Raw genomic sequence first — 20,337 nt, forward strand, 5'->3', positions numbered from 1 at the left:
CTTCCCCCGCCACCTCCAGGGAGCTATGTCAATGCCATCGACCAGGCCGTACGAGGAATACGACGTGTGTGTCGTCGGGCAGGGCTACGTCGGCGTCACACTCACCGCCGCGCTGCTGACCACGGGCAGAAGCGTGCTCGGCTACGAGACCAACCCCAAGGTGGCGGACGAACTCGCCCGGGGCGTACTCGAACTGGCCGAGCCGGGCGTCGAGGAGGAGATCAGGAGCGCGGCCGCGAGCGGTGCCTTCGGTGTCACCACCGACGTCGGCGGGCAGAAGCTGCCCCCCGTCGTGATCATCTGCGTCGGCACACCGATCGAGGCGGGCGGCACCACACCCGACCTCAGCCATCTGCGGGCCGCCACCGAGGCGATCGCGCCGGGCATCGACGAGACCACCCTGGTCATCGTGCGCAGCACGGTGCCGGTGGGCACCTCGCGGAGCCTGGTGCTGCCCATCCTGAGCGAGCGGATCCCCGAACCGCTGCTCGCGTACTGCCCGGAGCGCACCATCCAGGGCCAGGCGCTGGCGGAGCTGCTGTCCCTGCCGCAGATCGTCGGCGGCCTGAGCGACGACGCGGGCAAGCGGGCCGCGGAGGTCTTCGGCACCCTCTCCGACCAGGTGGTGCCCGTCTCCTCGCTGGAGTGCGCCGAACTGATCAAGCTGGTGTGCAACTGCCACACCGACCTGATCTACGGCTTCGGCAACGAGGTCGCCCTCATCACCGAGAAGCTCGGCCTGGACGCGCGGGAGGTCATCGACTCCGCCAACCTCGACTACCCCAGGCCCACCCTGCACAAGCCCGGCTTCGTCGGCGGCAGTTGCCTGACCAAGGACCCGTACCTGCTGGCGTACTCGGTCGCCGCGTACGACCACACCCCCCAGGTGATCACCGCGGCGCGCACGCTCAACGAGTCGATGCCGCGCAGGGTCGGCGAACGCGTCCTGGCCGCGCTGTGGGAGCAGGGCAAGGACCCGGCCGACGCCACGGTCCTGATCTCCGGCTTCGCCTACAAGGGCCGCCCCGAGACCGACGACCTGCGCGGAGCACCGTACGAACGGCTGCTGCCGTTCCTCAAGGGCCGGGTCAAGGAGATCGCCGGCCACGACTTCGTGGTGCCCCCGGCCCGCATCGAGTCGCTGGGCGTCCGGCCGGTCGGCCTGACCGAGGGCTTCACCGGCGCGCACGCGGCCATCCTCCTGAACGACCATGCGGGCTACGGCGAGGTGGACGCCGCCGACCTGGTGTCGCGCATGGCGGACCCGGCCCTGGTCTACGACACCTGGCGGGTCCTCCCGTCCTCGACGAAGGCGATGAGGCTCGGCCGTGCGTAAGAAGATCCTGATCACCGGAGGGGCGGGCTTCATCGGCCTGCACCTGGCCCGCCGCCTGGCCGCCACCTGCGACGTCACACTGCTCGACGACTTCAGCAGGGGCCGGTCCGACGGGGAGCTGTCCGAACTGCTCGGTTCCGTCGAGCTCGTCGAGCACGACCTGACCACCCCCGTGCCCGACGGGCTGCTCGGGGACGACTACGCCGAGGTCTACCACCTGGCGGCCGTCGTCGGTGTCGCGGAGTCCAACGACAACCCCCGGCGGGTGCTGCGCACCAACCTGCTCACCACCGTCCACCTCCTCGACTGGTTCTCCGGGCTGACCGGGGCCACCCTCTGCTTCGCCTCGTCCAGCGAGGCCTACGCGGGCAGCGTCGAGGCCGGTGTCGCGGCCGTCCCCACGGGGGAGGACGTGCCGCTGATGGTCCCCGACCTCACGGTGCCCCGCTCCTCGTACGGCTTCAGCAAGATCACCGGCGAGCTGCTGTGCCGCACCTACGCGCGCACCCACGGCTTCGCCCTGCGCATGGTGCGCTTCCACAACGTCTACGGGCCCCGGATGGGTTACGACCATGTGATCCCGCAGTTCGTCGAGCGGCTCCTCAGCGGCGCGGACCCCTTCGAGATCCACGGCGCCGACCAGACGCGCGCGTTCTGCTACGTCGACGACGCCGTCGACGCCATCACCGCGCTGACGGCCCTGCCCACCAAGGAGCCCCTGCTGGTCAACGTCGGCAACGACCAGGAGGAGATCCTCATCGAGGACCTGGCCGGGAAGGTCTTCGACGCCCTGGACCGGCACCCCGCCGTCGACGTCCACCCCGCGCCCCCGCTGTCCCCGGCCCGGCGCCTCCCGGACATCTCCCTGCTGCGCGAACTGACCGACTACCGCCCCGCCGTACCGCTGAACGAGGGGCTGCGCCGCACCTGCGAGTGGTACGCCCGGCACCCCCGGGAGACGGCGGCACGCGGAAGCGGAGCGTGAGCGGCGTGCGCGTACGGTACGTCCACCGCGGCTACTTCCCGGCACGGGCCGGGGCCGAACTGATGACGCAGTACCTCGCCGCGTCGATGAGCAAGCTCGGCTGGGAGGCCGGGGTGTACTCGAACCCGGTCGACGAGGACACCGCGACGTTCATGCGCAGTGCGGGCGTGAGCATCCAGCCGCTGCCCGCCACCCCCGACGACACCGACCGGGCGGATCTGGTCCACGCCATCGACGCGTTCCACCCGCAGGACATCGCGGCCGGACTGGACTTCGCCCGCGCCTGGGGCGTGCCGTTCGCGGTCACCCCCGCCTCCGCCCCCGACCTCTGGCCGGACCGCGAGACCGTACTCGAGGGATGCCTGCACGCGGACGCCGTCTTCGCCCTGTCCGCGGCGGAGCGCGACATGCTCCGCGACGCCGGTGTCGACGGACGCCGACTGCACATCATCGGCCAGGGACCGCACCTGCCCGGCACCCCAGACCCGGACCGGTTCCGCAGGGAGAACGGCATCGAAGGGCCGGTGGTGCTCTTCCTGGGCCGCAAGATGCGGTCCAAGGGCTACGTCACGCTCCTGGAGGCGACCGAGCAGATCTGGGCGGAGCACCCGGACACGTCCTTCGTGTTCGTGGGGCCGCGCTGGGACGACGACTGCGCGGAGCAGTTCGCCCGGCACGCCGACCCGCGCGTCATCGAGCTCGGCATGGTCGACGAGGACGTCAAGCACAGCGCGCTCGCCGCCTGCGAGCTGCTGTGCGTGCCCTCCACCGTCGACCTCTTCCCCCTCGTGTACGTGGAGGCGTGGGCCTGTGCCAGACCCGTCGTCGCGTCCACCTTCCTCGGCAGCGGGGAGATCGTCGCCCACGGACGTGACGGCCTGCTCGTCCGCCCCACCGCCCCGACCGTCGCCGAGGCGGTCAACCGGCTCCTCGCCGATCCGTCCGAACGCCGCGCCATGGGAGAGCGCGGCCTCGACAAGGTGCGCAGTGAACTCGGCTGGGACGCGGTCGCCGACCGGGTCCACACCGTCTACCGCACGCTGATCGCCGCCCGGAAGCAAACGGAGAAGGCCCGATGAGAGCAGTGGTACTGGCCGGAGGTGTGGGCCGTCGGTTACGGCCCCACACCCTGACCATCCCCAAACCCCTCGTACCCATCGACGGCATACCGATCCTGCACATCATCCTGGCGCAGCTGCAGAGTGCCGGCTTCACCCATGTGTCGCTCTCGCTCGGCCACCAGGCCCACATGATCGAGGCGAGCTTCGGCGGCAACCGCTGGGCCGACCTGGAACTCGACTTCTTCCTGGAGGAGGAGCCGCTGGGCACTGCGGGGCCGCTCGCGCTGCTGCCGCCCTTCGAGGACTCCACCCTCGTGATGAACGCGGACCTGCTCACCGACATCGACTTCGCCGACCTGATCACGCGTCACAAGAAGTCGCAGGCCGCCGCCACGGTCGCGCTCAGCCGCCAGCACATCGACATCGCGCACGGCGTGGTGGAACTCGACGAGGACCAGCAGGTGACCGACTTCCGCGAGAAGCCCCGGCTCAGCTACCTCGTCAGCGGAGGCATCTATGTACTCGAACCCTCCCTGCGGCGGCTGCTGCCGTCCCGCGGCCGGGACGACATGCCCGCCCTGCTCGACCGCGCGAGGGACGAGGGCGAACGCATCGAGGGCCATGTCATCGAGGGCGACTGGCACGACATCGGCACGCCCGAGCAGCTGACCAGGGCCACCACGGCCTTCCGCGCCGATCGCGCCCGCTACCTGGGCAGCCTCGCCGCGGCCGAACTGCGCGCGGGCACCGGCGCGTTCCAGGAGGTGGGCTCCGGATGACGGCCTTCGACATCGCGCTGTACCGCCCGCAGATCGGGCAGGACGAGATCGACGCGGTCACCCAGGTCCTGCGCTCCGGATGGCTCTCGTCCGGGCCCGTCACCGAGGACTTCGAGGGCAAGTTCGCGGCCGCGCTTGGCGTTGGCTCCGCGGTCGCCGTCAGCAGCGGCACCGCCGCCCTGCACCTGGCCGTCCTGAGCCTGGGCCTCGGCCCCGGCGACGAGGTCGTGCTGCCCTCGCTGAACTTCGTCTCCGCCGCCGCGACCGTCGCCCTGTCCGGCGCCACCCCGGTGTTCGCCGACGTCAAGGGCCCGCACGACCTGTGCATCGACCCCGAGGACGCCGCCCGCAGAATCACCCCGCGCACCCGGGCGATCGTCGCCATGCACTACGGCGGTTACCCGGCCGACCTCACCGCCCTCGCCCGGCTGGCCCGCGAACACGGCCTCGCCCTCATCGAGGACTGCGCCCACGCCCCCGTCACCGACTCGGTCCACGGGATGCTCGGCACGGTCGGCGACATCGGCTGCTTCAGCTTCTTCGCCACGAAGAACCTGGCGATGGGCGAGGGCGGCATGGTCGTCGCCCGCGACCCCGCCCTGGCCGACCGCATCCGGCGGCTGCGCTCCCACGCCCTGACCGTCAACGCCCAGCAGCGCCACCGCGGCGGGCCCTCCCTGTACGACGTCGACACCCTGGGCCTCAACTACCGGCCCACCGAGATCGGCTGCGCCCTCGGACGCGTCCAGCTCGACGCCCTGCCCGCCGGACAGCTGCGCCGCCAGGACGCGGTCCGCATGTACCGCGAGCAGTTGGCGCCGTTGCCCGGGATCACCGTGCCGTACGCCGACCGGCCGGTGGAGGAGAGCGCCCACCACCTATTCGCGGTGGTGCTGCCCGAGGGCACCGACCGCGAGGCGCTGCAGGACCGGCTGCGCGCGGCCCGGATCCAGAGCGGCGTGCACTACCCGCCCACCCACCTGTTCACCGCCTACCAGGAGCGCGACGGGGGAGGGCCGTGCCGACTGCCGGTCACCGAGGACGTCATGGCGCGTCAACTCTCCCTGCCGCTGCACCCGGGCATCGGCAAGAACGAGGTCCAGCAGGTCGCAGAGGCGGTGAGCGCCGCATGGCCGACGACACCGTGAGCCGCGGACGCGTCACGTTCGCCGACGGCGCCCTGCAGCGCGACGGGCACCCCTTCGTCAGCGCGGGCGTCAACTACCACCCCTCGCCGACAGGGTGCGACTACTGGCGGGAGTGGGACGGCGCCCGCATCGACGACGACTTCCGCCGGATGGCCGAGGCGGGCCTGAACACCGTGCGGTTCTTCGTCTTCTGGGCCGACTTCGAGCCCAAGGAAGGCGTCTACGACCCCACGATGACCGACCGGCTGCGGGAGCTGGCAAGGACCGCCGACCGGCACGGACTGCTGTGCCTCCCCTCGCTGCTGACGATCTGGATGAACGGCCAGCGGTTCGACCTGCCGTGGCGCGACGGCAGGGACCTGTGGCGCGACGCGGACCTGCGCGAACGGCAGCGGGCCTTCGTCCACCACATCGCCGCCGAGCTGCGGGACGAGCCGAACGTCCTCGCCTACGACCTGGGCGACGAGGTGATCCACGTCGACTCCAGGTCGTCCGCGTCGCTCGGCGCCGACGAGGTGCGCGCGTGGTGGGGGATGCTCGCGGCAGCCGTGCGCGACGCCGACCCGGACGCGCTGGTCCTCCAGGCCAACGAGCCCTCCGCGGTGCTCGGCGGCCATGCCTTCCGGCCGGAGAACGCCGAACGCCTCGACCTGGTGGGGCTGCACGGATTCCCGGTGTGGACGCCGTTCCACATCGAGTCCGTCGCGGCCCGCAAGGCCACCGCCTTCCTGCCCTATCTCGTGCGGCGCGGCAGCGCCCACCGTCCCGTGTACGTCGACGAGTTGGGCAGCTACGGCTGCGACGAGGCCACCGCCGCGCAGTATCTGCGGGCCGCCGCCCACTCCGCCTTCGCGGCCGGTGCGGTCGGCACCGCCGTCTGGTGCTGGCAGGACTTCACCACCGAGCGCAAGCCGTACGCGCTGCGGCCCAACGAACGGCGGGTCGGCCTGCTGGCCGAGGACGGCAGGGAGAAGGCCGCGCTGACCGAGTACCGGGCGTTCACCCGGCTCGTGACCGGCGATCTTGCCGGGTTCAGGCCGCTGCCCGCCCCGGTGGGCGTCTTCGTCCCCGAGGCCGAGCCGCAGGACGATGCGGGCTACCTGGCGCCCTCGGGCAGCGACGCCCCCGCCGCCTTCTACGCCCACCTACTGCTCCAACAGGCGCACCTGCCCTACGAGTTCACAGGCGGGAATGCGGAGCTTGAACGCCACGCGCTGGTGATCTGTCCCTCGGCTCGGCAGCTGTCGCTGCCCGATCGCCACCGCCTGGCGCGGTACGTCAGGTCCGGGGGAGTGCTGCTGTACTCCACCGGCAGCCTGCTGGACGCCGCCGGGGACGAGGAGCTGTTCGGCATCCGCGTGCGGGACTTCACCCGGGCCGACGACACGCACGCCGGGTTCAACTGGGCAGGCGTACGGTTCCCGCTGCGCTGGGAGTCCGGCCCGATCCCGGTGATCGACACGGCGGGCGCCGAGACACTGGCCGCGTTCGCCGACGGCTCGCCCGCCCTGACCCGCCACCGCCTCGGCGAGGGGAGCGTCTACTACCTCAACGCGCCCCTGGAGGCTCAACTCAACGCCCCCTACCGCTTGCGGGAGGCCGACTGGCACCGGTTGTACGAGGCGGTCGCCGCGGAGGCGGGCGTACGCGTGCCGCTGACCGCGGACGACCCGTCGGTGGAGACCACGGTCATCGGGCGCGGTGACGAGCGCTGCGGCGTGGTGATCAACCACGCTCCCGAACCGGTGGACACGGTGCTGCGGCGCCCGACGGCGGACGGCGCTCCGGAGACCGAGAAGCTGCTGCGACTGGAGCCCAAGGGAGTGCGCCTGCTGTTCTGGGACGCCCGTGGTGCGGAGTGGCGGCCATGATCATCGACACGCATGTGCACGCGGGGGAGTACTACCGCCACTACTCGGCCCGCTTCGCCCAGCAGATGACGGCCACCACCGACCTGGCGCCCGAGGACCTGTCCGCGCCCGAGGCGAAACTGCTCGCCGAGATGGACGCCGCCGGGGTCGACCGCGTCTTCCTGCTCGCCTTCGACGTGCGCCGCGTCGAGGGGTTCTCGGTGCCGAACGAGTTCGTCGCCGACCTCTGCGCCCGCCACCCCGACCGCCTGACCGGCTTCGCCTCCGTCGACGCGGGCACCCCCGGCGCGGCCGAGCGCCTGCGCGAGGCCGTGACCGACCTCGGCCTGCGCGGACTCAAGACGGCCCCCTGCTATCTGCGCATGTCACCCGCCGACCGCCGGTGGTACGACGTGTACGAGACCGCGTCGGACCTGGGCATCCCCGTACTCATCCACACCGGGTACACGCCCTCGCGCCAGGCGGATCCCCGCTTCTTCTCCCCGCTTCTCGTGGAGCAGGTGGCCAAGGACTTCCCCGACCTGACGGTGATCCTCGCCCACCTCGGCACCCCCTGGACCGGGCCGTGCGTCGAACTGCTCGCCCGGCACGCCAACCTGTACGCGGACCTGTCCATCTTCGGCTCCTACCAGCCGCCCCCGACGGTGGCCAAGGCCCTGGCCCACGCCCGCCGCAGCGGCGTTCTCGACCGGATCCTGTGGGGCACCGACTTCCCCTTCGCCTCCATGGCCGGGTCCGTGACCCGCATGGCCGAACTGGCCCGGGACCCCGGGCCGTGGCCGGACGGCAGCGCCCCGCTGTCGCCGATCGAGTACGAGGCCCTCATGGGAGGCACAGCGGCGCGGCTGCTCGCCTCCGCCGCACCCCACGCCGCGCCGGCTCCCCGCCCGACCCGCCCGACCCTCCCGAATCGACGTCTTGAGGTGTCATGACCTTCGTCCACGGATACGAGTTCGACGCCATGTCGCGGCGCCCGCTGTACGGCGACGTGACCCAGCGCCTGGTCGACATCTGCGAGGCGCCCGACGGCGGCGCCGTCGCCGACGTCGGCTGCGGCTCGGGCCTCGCCACCCAACTGCTCCTGGAGCGCACCGCACACGTGGGTGCCATCATCGGCATCGACCCCTCGGAGCACGAACTGGCCATCGCACGAAGCAGGTTGACCGACCCCAAGGTGCGCTTCGTGCAGGGCCGCGCCCAGGACGTCGAGTCCCTGACCGGTCCGGTGGACGTCGCCGTCCTGAGCAACGTGATGCACCAGATACCGGCCGCCGAGCGCGGTTCCGTGATCGCGGGCTGCCACCGGCTGCTCGCACCGGGCGGGCGCTGCGCGCTGAACACCCTGTTCTACGAGGGTGCCGTCCTCCCCGAGACCCGGCCCTTCTACACCCACTGGCTGCGCGCCACCCGCGACCTCCTGCGGGAACGGGGCACGGACCTCGTTCTCGTACGCGAGAAGCCGGTCGCCCTCCAGACGCTCACACCGCTCCAGCACGAAGAGCTGTTCGCCGAGGCGGGGTTCTCCCAGACCAAGTCCGAGGAGGCCGTGTACACGTGGACCCTCCAGGACTGGGAGGCCCTGTGCACGTACTCGGTGTTCGTGGAAGGCGCCACCGGGATCGACGACCTCGCCCTGGGCTCCGACGCGCTGATCCGGGGCCTGCGGACCACCTTCGAGCGACTGGAGCTGAGCGGGGTGCCGCGGCGGTGGCTCTTCACCTGGGGCGTCAAGTGACGGGGGACGGCGGGGCGTTCCCAGCCGGTCCCGGTGACGACATCCCCCTGTCGTACGCCCAGCAGGGCCTGTGGTTCCTGGAACGGCGTTCCGGTCATGCACGGCACGCCGACCCCGTGACGTTCCGCCTCGTCGGCGACCTGGACGCGGCGGCCCTGCGGGCGGCCGTCGAGGAGATCGTCGGCCGCCACGAGGCGCTGCGCACCTGCTTCCCCGTCGTGGCGGGGCTGCCCGTCCAGCGCGTCTCCCCGCGGGCCGAGGTGCCCCTGCCCCTCACCGACCTCACGGCGCTCCCCGCGGCGGAACGCGATGAGGCAGCCACCCGGCTCCTCACCGAGGACCTGCGGCGCCCGTTCGACCTGGGCCACGGGCCCGTGGTGCGCGCGGCACTGATCAGGCTCGGGCCGCGCGAGCACATCGTGCGCATCACCCTGCACCACCTGGTCTCCGACGCCTGGTCGTGGTGGTCGGTGATCCTGCGGGAACTGGAGCAGCTCTACACCGCGCACCTGCACGGTCGGCCCTCACCCCTGCCGCCCCCGCCCGCCCAGTACCGGGACTTCGTGCGCCGACAGCACGAATGGCTCAGCAGCCCCGTCTACGCGAAACAGCTCACCCACTGGAAGGAGACCCTGGCGAACGCGACCGTACTGCCGCCGCTCACCCTGGCCTCCTCCGCACCGGCACCGCCCGGACAGTCCCCGCGGACACGGTGGATGACCTTGCCCCAACCCCTGAGCGACCGGTTGCGCGCGGCCGCCCGCAACGAGCACGCCTCCCTCTTCATGGTGCTGCTCGCCGCCGCCAAGCGCCTGCTGCGCCGCTACGTCGACACCGACGACATCCTCGTCGGCACACGCGGCGGATTCCGCACCCGGGCCGACTTCGAGAAGGCCGTCGGGCTCTTCGTGAACCTGCTGCCCGTGCGGACCCGGGTGCCCGTGGACGCGGACTTCCGCGACCTGCTGCGCCTGGTCCGCCGGAACCTGATCGACGTCTACACCCACCGGAACCTGCCGTTCGAGCGCCTCGCCCACGACATCGGGCTGTGGGGGCCCGGGTTCCGTCCGGCGATCGGCGTATGCGTCTCCTTTCAGACCACACCGGAGGTGCCGCCCGCCCTCGAAGGCCTCGACACGACCCTGATCAACCACGATCCCTTCTCGCCGTACCCCTTGGACCTCGGCTTCTACGAGGACGCGGGCGCGCTGCGCGTCCTGCTGGTGCACGACCCCGGCCAGTACGACGACGCGGCCGCCGCACGCCTCCTCGACGACCTGCACCAGGAGCTCGAGGCGGGCTGCCGTGCACTGGAGGACACATGAGAGCGCTGCAATGGCACGGCGCACGCCGGGCGGCGGTCGCGGACGACATCGCCATGCCCCGCGTCGAGGAACCGCGGGACGCCGTCGTCCGGGTCGTCCGCAGCGCGATCTGCGGCACCGACCTCCACCCGTACCGCGGCGAGATCGACGGGTTCGGGGCGGGGACGGTCACCGGCCACGAGTTCACCGGCGTGATCGAGGAGGTCGGGCCCGAAGTGCGGGGTCTGCGCCCCGGCGACCGGGTCGTCGCCTCGGACATCATCGCGTGCGGGCACTGCAGGTCCTGCCGCAGGGGCTGGCACTACCAGTGCGACCGGGTGGGCCTGTTCGGCTACGCCACCGTCGTGGGCACGCAGGCCTACGCCGGGGGACACGCCGAGTTCGTGCGGGTGCCGTTCGCCGACACGGTGCTGTTCCCGATCCCCGGCGACGTCGGCGACGAGAGTGCCCTGTTCGTCGGCGACGTCCTCGCCACGGGGTACGCCTGCGCCGTGGGCGCCCAGGTGCGTCCCGGGGACACGGTGGCGGTGGTGGGGTGCGGGCCCGTGGGCCTGCTGGCCCTGGAGGCCGCCTGGCTGCTCGGCGCGGCCCGGGTGCTCGCCATCGACCCGCTGGAGAGCCGACGGAAACTGGCCGCCGAACGCGGTGCATGCCCGGTGCCGACCGCACCCGACGTCGAACAGCAGGTCGCCGACCTGACCGAGGGGCGCGGCGTGGACGCCGTCCTGGAGGCGGTGGGCACCGACGCCTCGCTCCTGACCGCGCTGAACGTCGTCCGGCCGCGCGGGGTCGTGTGCGCGGTGGGTGCCCATGCCTCCGAGACCATGCCCATGCCGACCCGGCTCGCCTTCGCCAAGGAGGTCACGCTGCGCTTCGCGGTCGGCGACCCCATCAGCGACTTCGAGCCGCTGATGAACCTGATACGCGGTGGTCGCGTGGACCCCACCTTCCTCATCTCGCACCGGATGCCCCTGTCCGAGGCCGCGGAGGGGTTCCGCCTCTTCGACTCCGGCGAGGCCAGCAAGGTGGTGCTGATTCCTTGACACCACCGCCGACGAGACCGCCACCACTCCGGACCGCAACAGAGCTGCACATTCCTGTCCCCGGCGATCAGCCGCACACCGATACACATGGAGGAACCGTGACGGACAACCTGGCCGCCCAACTCCCCGGCCAGCCGGGCGACGCGGCAGCGGCGGCGGAAGTCGTGCGCAAGGTCTGGGCGCAAGTACTCGAGGTGAGCCCCGACTCCGTCGACGTCCACCGCAGCGACTTCTTCGAGATGGGCGGCTACTCGCTGCTCGCCCTCCAGGCCATCGGCCGGATCCTGACCGAGTACGGGGTCGACGAGGTCGAAGCGGTGGAGTGGGAGGGAGAGCTCCTCAACCGCCTCTTCGAGAACGCCACGCCCATGACCCAGGCGGAGTTCCTCGCGGAGAAGGGGTGCGGCACCCCGAACACGGCCGACAACGCGGCCAACTCCGCGCACGCGTAAGCAGAAAAAGGGCGCCTGGCCGGGATGGATACCGCGGCCAGGCGCCCTTCTGCGCCCGTCAGTTCACCCTGCCACGGCGGCGTTGACCGCTCGGTGGGCCTCCTCCGCGATGCGCTCGCCGTCCTCCGCGCTCTTGGCGCAGACGACGATGCCGAGCGAGGGCCGGTGCCCCGTGAGCGCACGGACAGTCGACGGGTAGGCGCGGATGCCGCGGGCCCACAGCTCGTCGAAGACGGGGCGGATGTGCGCCGTGTACGACACCGTGCCCGTGAGCCGCATCGGCAGCGCGTCATGGGTGTAGGCGATCGGGAGTTCGTCGGCCCACCGCTCCGCGAGCGCGACCGCGTGCATGGCGCCGGAGCGCCGGGCGTTGATCTCGGTGACGTAGAGCTCCCCGTCGAGGGCACGGAGGCAGTCGATGGTCATCCAGCCCCGGTAGCCGAGGGACCGGGCGAACGCGTGGACGGCCCTGCCCAGTGCGGAGAGCCGTTCCTCCAGACCGGGTTCGAGGACCCCGGGGCCGAGGGCGAGGCTGCGGTACCGCAGCCCGTCGACGCCGAGCATGCTGTGTTCCATCCGCGGCTCCGCGCCGTCGTCCACGAGGACGTCCACGGCCGGACAGTCGGTGCCGTGCTCGATGTAGTCCTGCACGGTGAGCGGGAACGTACCGAAGAAGGGCTCGCGCCGCAGGGTCTGCCAGAACCGCCGGACGGTGCCGTCGGCCTCGCTCTGCGCGACGGCAGAGCCGTACCCGCCGACCCCGTACATGCTCTTGACCACGGCCCGGCCACCGCCGTCCACGATCGCCGTGACCGCGCCCTTCAGCTGCTCCCAGCTGGTGACCGAGATGCCCCGCGGCACGCGGAACCCGGGGATGTGCGAGGCGAGGTCGACACAGCTCAGCTTCGATTCGAGGTACTCGCACGACCAGTAGTGCTCCGGTTCGGCGACGTCCAGCCGCACGTCCCGCCCCTGACTGCGGAGCACCGAGGCCAAGGAGTACAGGTCGGGCGAGGCCCCGAAGGACAGGAACCGCACCTCCCGCGCCCCGCTGGTCGCGGCGAGCAGCGCGGCGAGCGCCCGGTCGTCGTTGAGCAGGTCGTGGACCAGGCGGCCGGTGCGCGGGACCGGCGACACGACGGGTGGGACGGGGACGCCGAGGCCCGCGTGGACGTGGGTCAGCCACTCCTGGGAGTAACCGGCCGGGAGCACGAGCACGCGAGGGGCGGCGCTCCAGAAGACACACTGATCGGTGAACCCCGTGCCGTGTTCGACCAGGTCGTGTTCCACGCCCGGGTCGAAATCCAGCAGTTCGCGTTTCAGGTTGAACTCGACGATGTTCGGGATCACCAGGTCAATGGTGTCGGGCATGCTCTCCTGCCTTCCCTGTTCGCAAACAGAGGCTCGACCAACCGGAGTTCGGGATGGTGCCGACGGACGGCGGAGAGGGGCGCCGCGAGGTACTCACCGAGTCGAAGTGCAGTTCCTCGTCGACGCCCGACGCGTCACCACCCGCTGTCGCTCCTAGTAACTCGAGTGCACACCAGGCGTGAGCAGATGCTTCTCCGGACCGTTCAACGCCGGTGTGAAGACGCACATCAGCGTCATGCCGTGGGTGGAGCGGAGCACGTGCGGTTCGCCCATGCCCGGGGCGTACAGCATCCCCGGTTTGATGTCGAACAAGCCGTCCGCCGTCTCCACCGAACCGGAACCGGACACGCAGTAGCAGACCTCTTGGTGGTTGTCGTACCGCAGGTACGACTCGCTGCCCGGCTGCACATACGTCTCGGTCAGGCTGAAACCCAATTCGTCGGCCTGAACGAGCAGCCTTCGGCTCGTCCCGTTACCCCAGTCCACGTCGCATTCGCTTCCCACGACCTCTTCAACCGCGCGAACCAGCAAGGTACACCTGCCCAGGAGTCAGTATTTCCGTCAGGGTCGGGTATCGAGTCTATGGAATGGTGGATCGGTATTCCACGGGAAGTACGGGTATGCCCAACTGGCTATGCCCGGCAGGCCCGTCCGGTGCGCGCCAGGGGTGTTGTTTCAGCATCGAAATCTGTAGCTTGCGAGTGGGGCCGCGCCGGCTCCCTTTGCGCTGTTTCGACGCTCTTGGAGTTCAGGAATGACACAGTCACAGGAGAACGTCCACCTCGACCGCAACGACCTCTTCTCCTCGGCCGAACTGCGCAAGCTGACCCGCCGTTCCAGCGGGCAGGCCCTGCGCCGCGCCGCGACGCACGCCCTGCTCTACGCGATCCCGGTGACCGGGGCCCTGGTCGTCGACACCTGGTGGGCCATCGGCATCGGTTGGGTGCTGGCCGCCGTCGTGATCGCCTCACTGCACAACCTGCTGCACTGCGCGTCGCACGGCACCTTTATGAACACCTACCGCGGGAACCGGGTCGCCGGACAAGTCGCCGGTACGCTCATTCTCGTCAACAGCGCCTTATACCGGGTGTTCCACATGCACCATCACCGCAACACCCATACCGCGGAAGACCCGGAACCCGACGGCATCATCACTAATTTGCGTGAATACGCGACGGCGATGATCAACTGGGACTATTTCATCGGGTTCCTGCGAATGTCGGTGGCCTCGCTTGGAAATCGCTACCCCTACTTCGTCAAGACCGACCGGGCCCGCTCCGCGATCCGCCGCGACACCTGGATCCTGTTCGGCTGGATCGCCGTCGTCATCGCCCTGACCGTTCTCTGGCCCATGGTGATGCTCACCGTATACATCATGCCTGCCTGCATCGCCTGGGTGCTGAACAACTTCTCCATCATGCCCGAGCACTACTACGCGGAGCGGAGCGACAACCCTTGGCGTAACACGAATTCGGTCTACACCAAGAGCAAGTGGTTCAGCTTCCTCAACTGGAACACGAACTACCACGCCGAGCACCACCTCTACCCCGGGGTCCCGGCCTGGAACCTGCACGAGGTGTCGACGCAGGTCCGTCAGCACCTCGCCTGCACCGAGACCTCGTACATCCGCTTCCACATCCGGATGCTGTCCGACATCGTCAGCGGCCGCGCCAAGGAGCAGGACGAGGCGTTCGTACTGCAGGAAGGCCGGGCGACGAGCTTCATCTACCCGCTGCGGAAGGCCGAGTGACGGCGAATTCGGGCAGGGCCAGCGCCGAATGGGCCGGTCGCTCCGCCGCGGCGGGCAGGACGCTGAGTCTGCGCAGCATGGCATTGCGCTGTTCCAGGGCACGGGCGGTCGTCGGGAAGAGCGCGGCATCGCCCTTGCCGACCTGGTCCTGGTTGACGGTCACGAACCCACGGGTGTCGTGCTCGTAGGCGGCGAAGCCCGTGGCGTGGTCCCGGTCGGCCAGGGAACCGGCGAGCATGTACGCGCCGACGAGCGCGAGGCTCGATCCCTGTCCGGTCAGGAACGAGGGTGCGTACGCGGCGTCGCCCACCAGCGCGACCCTGCCGCTGGACCAGCGGGGCATGCGGATCTGGCTGACCGCGTCGAAGAACAGGTCGTCCGCGTCGCGCAGGGCGGCGAGCATGCCGGGGACCTCCCATCCCGCGTCGGCGAAGACCGCGGCAACCAGGTCGCGTTGGGCCTGCGGATTCCGGAACGCGTCGAACGGCGGTTCCGGGTGGGCGAAGTTCAGGAAGCCGTGCACTTCGTCGTGGTCCCCGGTGGCGTAGAGAGCCGCGGCTCTGCCCGGGGTGTTCCACATCATGACCTCGTGGGAGAGACCGAACGTGTTGCGCATGGTGAATCCGGCGAAGCAGTAGCCGAGATAGCGGTGGAACTGTTCTTCGGGGCCGAACAGGAACTCGCGGGTGCGCGAGTGCACGCCGTCCGCGCCGAACACCACGTCGAACGTACGCCTGCTGCCCCCGCGGAAGGTGACGTCGACCCCGTGGCCGGACTGCTCGAAGGTGTCGATGCAGTCGCCGAACAGGAACTCGACGTCGTCACGGACCGCCGTGTAGAGGGCATCGGTCAGGTCCCCGCGCCGCACCTCCAGGTCCCGTCCAGCGGCGCCGCCGGTGAGGCTGTGCGGGGCGACCGAGGCCACCTCGCCGCCGTCCGCGTCGAGGAAGGTCAGGCGGCGCAGCTCGATGTGCGCTTCCCGCAGCCGCGGCAGGATCCCCATCCTGCGGACGACCTCAAGTGCGGTGCCGCGTACGTCGATGGGGTAGCCGCCGCCACGCAGCGCACTGGCCTTCTCGACCACCGTGACCGCGTAGCCGTGGCGGTTCAGCCAGAACGCGAGGGCGGGCCCCGCGATGCTGGCCCCGGATATCAGGGCCGTGCGCCTCGGCGAGGTACGGGCGGCGCTCAGCTGTTCGGTGCGGGCGAGGGTCATTCCTTGACTCCTTTGTTCATGGTGCGGGTGACCAGCAGGGCGAGCGCCGTGACGGCGCCCGCTATCGCGAAGCCGATGACGAAGGACGATTCGGCGGGGACCTCCGAACCGGAAGGGGTGCCCGCGGTGAGGATCGCACCGCTGACCTGCGCACCCACGGCAAAGCCGAGCACGCGGGTCACCAGGACCAGGCTCGTGGCGATGCCGGTGTCGCCCTGGTCGACGGAGGTGGCGGTGCTGGTCACCATCGCCGTGACGCAGAGGCCGTTGGCCAGCGCGACCATGACCTTGCCGACGACGAGGTGCCAGACCTCGCTGTGCGCGGCGGCAAGGCCGACCAGGGCGGCGACCATGATGACGATCCCGGCGGTCGCGACGGCACGCGAGCCGTAACGCCGCGCCCCGATCCCGCTGAGCGGCCCGGCCAGCGAGGCGGCCAGGGTGCCCGGCAGCAGGAAGAAGCCGATCTCGGTGGCGCTCGCCCCGAAGCCGTACTCGTCGGCGGGGACCGCGAACAGCTGTGGCAGGAGATAGACCGGCACCGAGGTCCCGGCGCAGATCACGAACGTCAGTACGCACGACTTCCACACCGCGGGCCGTGCCAGCATGCGCAGATCGACCATCGGCGATGCCGCACGGCGCTCCACGGCCGTCCACCCCGTCGCGAAGGCGGCAAGCACCACGATGAGGGCGCCGAGCACGAAGGGCTGCGAGCCGATGTCGGGCGCCAGCGCAAGGACGAGCATGAGGGTGACGAGCGTCCCGCTCAGGAGGAGCAGGCCGGGCCAGTCGACCCCCACGTCGTCCGACCTGCGCGGCGGATCCTGCGGCATCAGCCTGCTCACCAGCACGGTGGCGAAGACGACCGCGATCGTCGGCAGCGCGAACATCCAGTGCCGGGAGAGCCCTTCGGCCACGGGCCCGGCCGACAGCGTGCCCGTCATCCCGCCCGCCACGAACAAGCCGCTGACCAACCCGATGGCCACCTTCGACTCTCCCGCGGGGAGGTGCTCGCGCACCAGGATGAACGACAGTGGCAGCGCGCCCACCATCGCACCCTGCAGCAACTGACCAAGCAGCAGCACCGGCAGGTTCGGCGCCAGCGAGGACACCAGGCCTCCGACGCAGACCACCGCCATCAGCCGGATCAGCACCTGTTTTCCGCCGTAGCGGTCGCCGAACTTGCCTGCCACCGGCGTGATGAGCGCGCCGGTGATCAGGAGCACGATGCTGAGTAACGCCCCTTCGGCCGGGCTCATGTCCAGTTCGCGCTGCAGCAGCGGGAGCGTCGGTGTCACCACCGACTCCAGGGCGCCGGTGGCGACGGCCAGCAGGCCGAGGGCTCCGACAGCGGCCTTCCCGATGCGGACCGGGGGAGCCAGGGTCGTTGCGGTCATGGATGTCCTTTCCGTTCTTTGCCGGGTCCGTTCCATCACTGCGCCAGTATTACACTACACCGTGCAGTGTAGGAGAAGGGGCGGCTAGGATATGGCCATGCCGACCACGAAGACACTCCGCGAGGGGTCCACGCAGAAGCGGACCGCGATCCTCTCGGCGGCCCGGGAACTGTTCCTCGCCGACGGCTTCGACCGATCCAGCGTCGACGCGGTCGCCGCCCGGGCGCAGGTCTCCAAGCGGACGGTCTACGACTACTTCGGTGACAAGCAGACGCTGCTTCAGGCAGTCGTCGACGACATCGGCCAGTCGATGATCACGACGATCCGGCGCACCCTGGACGACACCCTCACCGACCTCGGCGGCCACACCGAGGCCGCCGACCTTGAGGACGCCCTGGTCACGTTCTCGATGCGCATCTCGACCGACATGCTCGGCTCGGCGGAGTACGCGACGCTGCAGCGACTGGTCCGCGCGGAATCCGGCAACCTGCCGCACCGGGGCTACAACACCATGGCCGACACCCCCGACGAGGCACTTGCCGAGCGGTTCGCCGCCCTCGCCGATGCCGGTCTGCTGCACGTCCCCGACTCCCGGCTCGCGGCCGACCAGTTCATCGCGCTGACCTTCGGCGTCGCGCTGGACAGGCTCGGTTCCGCGAACGCCGTGGAGGACACCCGGGTCAGGCCACTCGTCGTCGAAGGCGTGCGGACCTTCCTCCGGGCGTACCGAGCCGCATAACGCACACGGAAAGCCCACGCACACGGAAAACACCGGCGGCGGTGAGGAGCCTCCCTCACCGCCGCCGGTGTTCTCCGTGCCGTCAGCCGGATCCACCCCACCTCACAGGCGACTCACCAGGTCTTCCCGGCCTGCTCCCGCACCGCGCGGTTGATCCGGTTGAAGAAGTTGGTCAGAGCGCCCTCCAGGACGATCGCGCCCAACTGCTCCTCGCTGAAGTGCTCGGCGGCGGCCTCCCAGATCTCGTCGGTCACGCCCGGCGCGCCGTCCTGGACCCGGGTCGACGCCTCGGCCAGGGCGAGGCCCGCCCGCTCCGCCTCGGTGTAGAACGGCGCCTCGCGCCACGCGGCCACGTTGTGCAGTCGCTCGTCGCTCTCACCGGCCTTCCGCGCCCCCTCGACCGAGGCGTGGACGCACGGGCTGCAGCTGTTGATCTGGCTGATGCGCAGATGGACGAGCGACAGCAGGCGCGGGTCGACGCCCCCCGCGTGAATCGCCTTGTAGAGGTGCTGGACCGCCGTGATCACATCGGGGTTCGGCGCGCCGTTCAAGCGTGCTTCCATCGGTGGTGCTCCTTCATCGGTTACCTGTGCCCCTCCGGGCCCGTCATCCCCATGACGGAGCAGTCCCGAGGAAGGTAACCAGATGTCCGACACCCGCCCGGCAGACCCGATCACCGAGGCGTTCGAGGCCCAGCGGGACCGGCTGCGCGCGGTCGCCCACCGCATGCTCGGATCGCACGCCGACGCCGAAGACGTGGTGCAGGAGGCCTGGTTGCGGCTCTCCCGCCAGGACGCGGCGAGCATCCACAACCTCTCCGGCTGGCTGACCACGGTGGTCGGACGGATCAGCCTCGACGTCCTGCGCTCACGCCAGGCCCGTGCGGAGGCGTCCTACGACGACGGTCTGTCCGAGTTCGTCGTCACGCTCGACGACGGTCCGGTTCCGGAGGACGACGCAGTGCTCGCCGACTCGGTCGGGGTCGCGCTGCTCGTCGTCCTGGAGTCGCTGGGTCCGAGCGAGCGGCTGGCGTTCGTGCTGCATGACCTGTTCGCGGTGCCGTTCGGCGAGATCGGCCGGATCCTCGGCAAGTCCACCGCCGCCGCCAAGATGCTGGCCAGCCGCGCCCGCAGGAAGGTGCAGCGGATCGAGCGGCCGACCGGCGTCGGACGGGAACAGCGGGAAGTGGTGCGGGCGTTCCTTGCGGCGACTCGGCACGGCGACTTCGATGAGCTGCTGCGGGTGCTCGACCCCGAGGTGAAGCTGACCGTCGACACTCCCACCGGCACGGTCGTCGCGCTCGGTGCCACCAGGGTCGCGACCGGTGCGCGACTGTCCGCCTCGGCGGCCGCTCAAGGTCGGGACGTACGCGTCAACGGCCTGCCGGGGTTCGTCGCGTGGAGCGAGGACGGCACCCCGCTGTCGCTCCTGGCGTTCACCGTCGTCGACGGCCGGATCACCGACATCAGGATCGTGACCGACCCCGCCGCACTCGGGCGGATGGACCTGCCCGAGCCGACGTGAGCCTCCCCCGGACCAGTCCGCCTCAGCCCACCTCAGTCCTCCCAGCTCTTGCGCTCGAAGGCCGCGGGCCCGGTCACCAGGGTGTCCGGGGGAACGTCCTTGGTGACCACGGCGCCGGAGCCGACGACGGCCCCCCGGCCGATGGTGACACCGGGCAGCACGGTCACCCCCACCCCGAGCCATGCGTGCGCCTCGATGGTGATGGGCGCCCGCGTGATGAACGCGCTCCGCTCCGACGCCCGGACCGGATGGTCGGAGGAGATGAGGTTGACCCTCGGGCCGATGAGTACGCCGTCGCCCAGTCGAATGCCGCCCTGGTCGTAGAAGGTGCAGCTGTGATTGACGAAGACGCGCTCACCGAATTCGATGCCGAATCCGTGGTCCGTGTAGAAGGGCGGATAGAGGGTCACGGAGTCGGGAACGGGCTTGCCGAAAATCTCGGCCAACAGGGCCGCACGCGCCGCCTTGTCGTCGAACGGCAGGACATTGAGCCGTGAGGTGAGGGCGGTGACGTGCTCGATCCGCTCGGCCGTGCGCGCCCACTCGGGAGTGTCGATATAGAGACGGTTCTGATCAGGCATGGCTGTTCCTCACGGCAGGGGCGC

20 protein-coding genes are annotated in these 20,337 nt (G+C 70.5%); 14 read left to right on the plus strand and 6 right to left on the minus strand.

Translation table 11 applies throughout. The features are described 5' to 3' along the window. Positions 1 to 31: 31 nt before the first annotated feature. From AC068B_RS20795 to AC068B_RS20845, 11 genes are all read left to right on the plus strand, one after another. Positions 32 to 1,336: a nucleotide sugar dehydrogenase gene (locus tag AC068B_RS20795; protein ID WP_478673107.1), complete on the plus strand. Its 1,305-nt coding sequence runs from the start codon at positions 32 to 34 to the stop codon at positions 1,334 to 1,336. Beyond that, entirely contained in the window at positions 1,329 to 2,321 is a 993-nt protein-coding gene (locus tag AC068B_RS20800) for an NAD-dependent epimerase/dehydratase family protein (protein ID WP_478673108.1), read from the plus strand. The genes AC068B_RS20795 and AC068B_RS20800 overlap by 8 nt, the downstream gene beginning before the upstream one ends. 5 nt (positions 2,322 to 2,326) lie before the next feature. Next, positions 2,327 to 3,400: a glycosyltransferase family 4 protein gene (locus AC068B_RS20805; protein WP_478673109.1), complete on the plus strand. Its 1,074-nt coding sequence runs from the start codon at positions 2,327 to 2,329 to the stop codon at positions 3,398 to 3,400. Then, positions 3,397 to 4,161, plus strand: a complete 765-nt coding sequence (locus AC068B_RS20810; RefSeq protein WP_478673110.1) for a sugar phosphate nucleotidyltransferase — start codon at positions 3,397 to 3,399, stop codon at positions 4,159 to 4,161. The genes AC068B_RS20805 and AC068B_RS20810 overlap by 4 nt, the downstream gene beginning before the upstream one ends. Then, positions 4,158 to 5,309, plus strand: a complete 1,152-nt coding sequence (locus tag AC068B_RS20815; RefSeq protein WP_478673112.1) for a DegT/DnrJ/EryC1/StrS family aminotransferase — start codon at positions 4,158 to 4,160, stop codon at positions 5,307 to 5,309. Before AC068B_RS20810 ends, AC068B_RS20815 begins: the two co-directional genes overlap by 4 nt. Further along, a complete protein-coding gene (locus tag AC068B_RS20820) occupies positions 5,291 to 7,180 on the plus strand; it encodes a beta-galactosidase trimerization domain-containing protein (protein WP_478673113.1) in 1,890 nt (629 codons plus the stop codon). The genes AC068B_RS20815 and AC068B_RS20820 overlap by 19 nt, the downstream gene beginning before the upstream one ends. Next, the gene (locus AC068B_RS20825) at positions 7,177 to 8,112 is read left to right on the plus strand and encodes an amidohydrolase family protein (protein WP_478673115.1); all 936 of its coding nucleotides are present in this window, start codon (positions 7,177 to 7,179) and stop codon (positions 8,110 to 8,112) included. The genes AC068B_RS20820 and AC068B_RS20825 overlap by 4 nt, the downstream gene beginning before the upstream one ends. Continuing rightward, entirely contained in the window at positions 8,109 to 8,915 is an 807-nt protein-coding gene (locus AC068B_RS20830; protein WP_478673116.1) for a class I SAM-dependent methyltransferase, read from the plus strand. Before AC068B_RS20825 ends, AC068B_RS20830 begins: the two co-directional genes overlap by 4 nt. Continuing rightward, complete coding sequence (locus AC068B_RS20835; protein ID WP_478673117.1) at positions 8,888 to 10,240, plus strand: condensation domain-containing protein; 1,353 nt, start codon at positions 8,888 to 8,890, stop codon at positions 10,238 to 10,240. Before AC068B_RS20830 ends, AC068B_RS20835 begins: the two co-directional genes overlap by 28 nt. Further along, positions 10,237 to 11,283, plus strand: coding sequence for an alcohol dehydrogenase family protein (locus tag AC068B_RS20840; RefSeq protein ID WP_478673119.1), 1,047 nt, complete (start codon positions 10,237 to 10,239; stop codon positions 11,281 to 11,283). The genes AC068B_RS20835 and AC068B_RS20840 overlap by 4 nt, the downstream gene beginning before the upstream one ends. A 98-nt stretch (positions 11,284 to 11,381) precedes the next feature. Continuing rightward, positions 11,382 to 11,735: an acyl carrier protein gene (locus AC068B_RS20845; RefSeq protein WP_478673120.1), complete on the plus strand. Its 354-nt coding sequence runs from the start codon at positions 11,382 to 11,384 to the stop codon at positions 11,733 to 11,735. A gap of 63 nt (positions 11,736 to 11,798) precedes the next feature. Here the strand turns inward: AC068B_RS20845 and AC068B_RS20850 are convergent, their stop codons facing one another. Both AC068B_RS20850 and AC068B_RS20855 read right to left on the minus strand, forming a co-directional pair. Then, positions 11,799 to 13,106: an ATP-grasp domain-containing protein gene (locus AC068B_RS20850; RefSeq protein WP_478673121.1), complete on the minus strand. Its 1,308-nt coding sequence runs from the start codon at positions 13,104 to 13,106 to the stop codon at positions 11,799 to 11,801. Between the two features lie 153 nt (positions 13,107 to 13,259). After that, complete coding sequence (locus tag AC068B_RS20855) at positions 13,260 to 13,637, minus strand: ectoine synthase (RefSeq protein ID WP_356253070.1); 378 nt, start codon at positions 13,635 to 13,637, stop codon at positions 13,260 to 13,262. A gap of 223 nt (positions 13,638 to 13,860) precedes the next feature. Here AC068B_RS20855 and AC068B_RS20860 point away from each other — a divergent pair, with 223 nt between their 5' ends. After that, positions 13,861 to 14,856 carry a fatty acid desaturase family protein gene (locus tag AC068B_RS20860; RefSeq protein WP_478673122.1) on the plus strand — a complete coding sequence of 332 codons (996 nt, stop codon included), beginning with the start codon at positions 13,861 to 13,863 and terminating at the stop codon, positions 14,854 to 14,856. Here the strand turns inward: AC068B_RS20860 and AC068B_RS20865 are convergent. Together AC068B_RS20865 and AC068B_RS20870 are read right to left on the minus strand one after the other, a co-directional pair. Further along, positions 14,828 to 16,072: an FAD-dependent monooxygenase gene (locus AC068B_RS20865; protein WP_478673123.1), complete on the minus strand. Its 1,245-nt coding sequence runs from the start codon at positions 16,070 to 16,072 to the stop codon at positions 14,828 to 14,830. The genes AC068B_RS20860 and AC068B_RS20865 overlap by 29 nt on opposite strands. After that, positions 16,069 to 17,469, minus strand: coding sequence for an MFS transporter (locus AC068B_RS20870; protein ID WP_478673124.1), 1,401 nt, complete (start codon positions 17,467 to 17,469; stop codon positions 16,069 to 16,071). The genes AC068B_RS20865 and AC068B_RS20870 overlap by 4 nt, the downstream gene beginning before the upstream one ends. A gap of 97 nt (positions 17,470 to 17,566) precedes the next feature. Here AC068B_RS20870 and AC068B_RS20875 point away from each other — a divergent pair, with 97 nt between their 5' ends. Further along, positions 17,567 to 18,208: a TetR/AcrR family transcriptional regulator gene (locus AC068B_RS20875; RefSeq protein WP_478673125.1), complete on the plus strand. Its 642-nt coding sequence runs from the start codon at positions 17,567 to 17,569 to the stop codon at positions 18,206 to 18,208. A gap of 113 nt (positions 18,209 to 18,321) precedes the next feature. Here AC068B_RS20875 and AC068B_RS20880 read toward each other — a convergent pair whose 3' ends face one another. Beyond that, entirely contained in the window at positions 18,322 to 18,771 is a 450-nt protein-coding gene (locus tag AC068B_RS20880; RefSeq protein ID WP_478673127.1) for a carboxymuconolactone decarboxylase family protein, read from the minus strand. An 82-nt stretch (positions 18,772 to 18,853) separates the two neighbouring features. Between AC068B_RS20880 and AC068B_RS20885 the strand changes: the two genes are divergently transcribed. Further along, positions 18,854 to 19,732 carry a sigma-70 family RNA polymerase sigma factor gene (locus AC068B_RS20885; protein ID WP_478673128.1) on the plus strand — a complete coding sequence of 293 codons (879 nt, stop codon included), beginning with the start codon at positions 18,854 to 18,856 and terminating at the stop codon, positions 19,730 to 19,732. A gap of 32 nt (positions 19,733 to 19,764) precedes the next feature. Here AC068B_RS20885 and AC068B_RS20890 read toward each other — a convergent pair whose 3' ends face one another. After that, entirely contained in the window at positions 19,765 to 20,313 is a 549-nt protein-coding gene (locus tag AC068B_RS20890) for a sugar O-acetyltransferase (protein WP_478673129.1), read from the minus strand. Positions 20,314 to 20,337: the final 24 nt, after the last annotated feature.

This window comes from Streptomyces sp. NPDC042371, assembly GCF_056437465.1.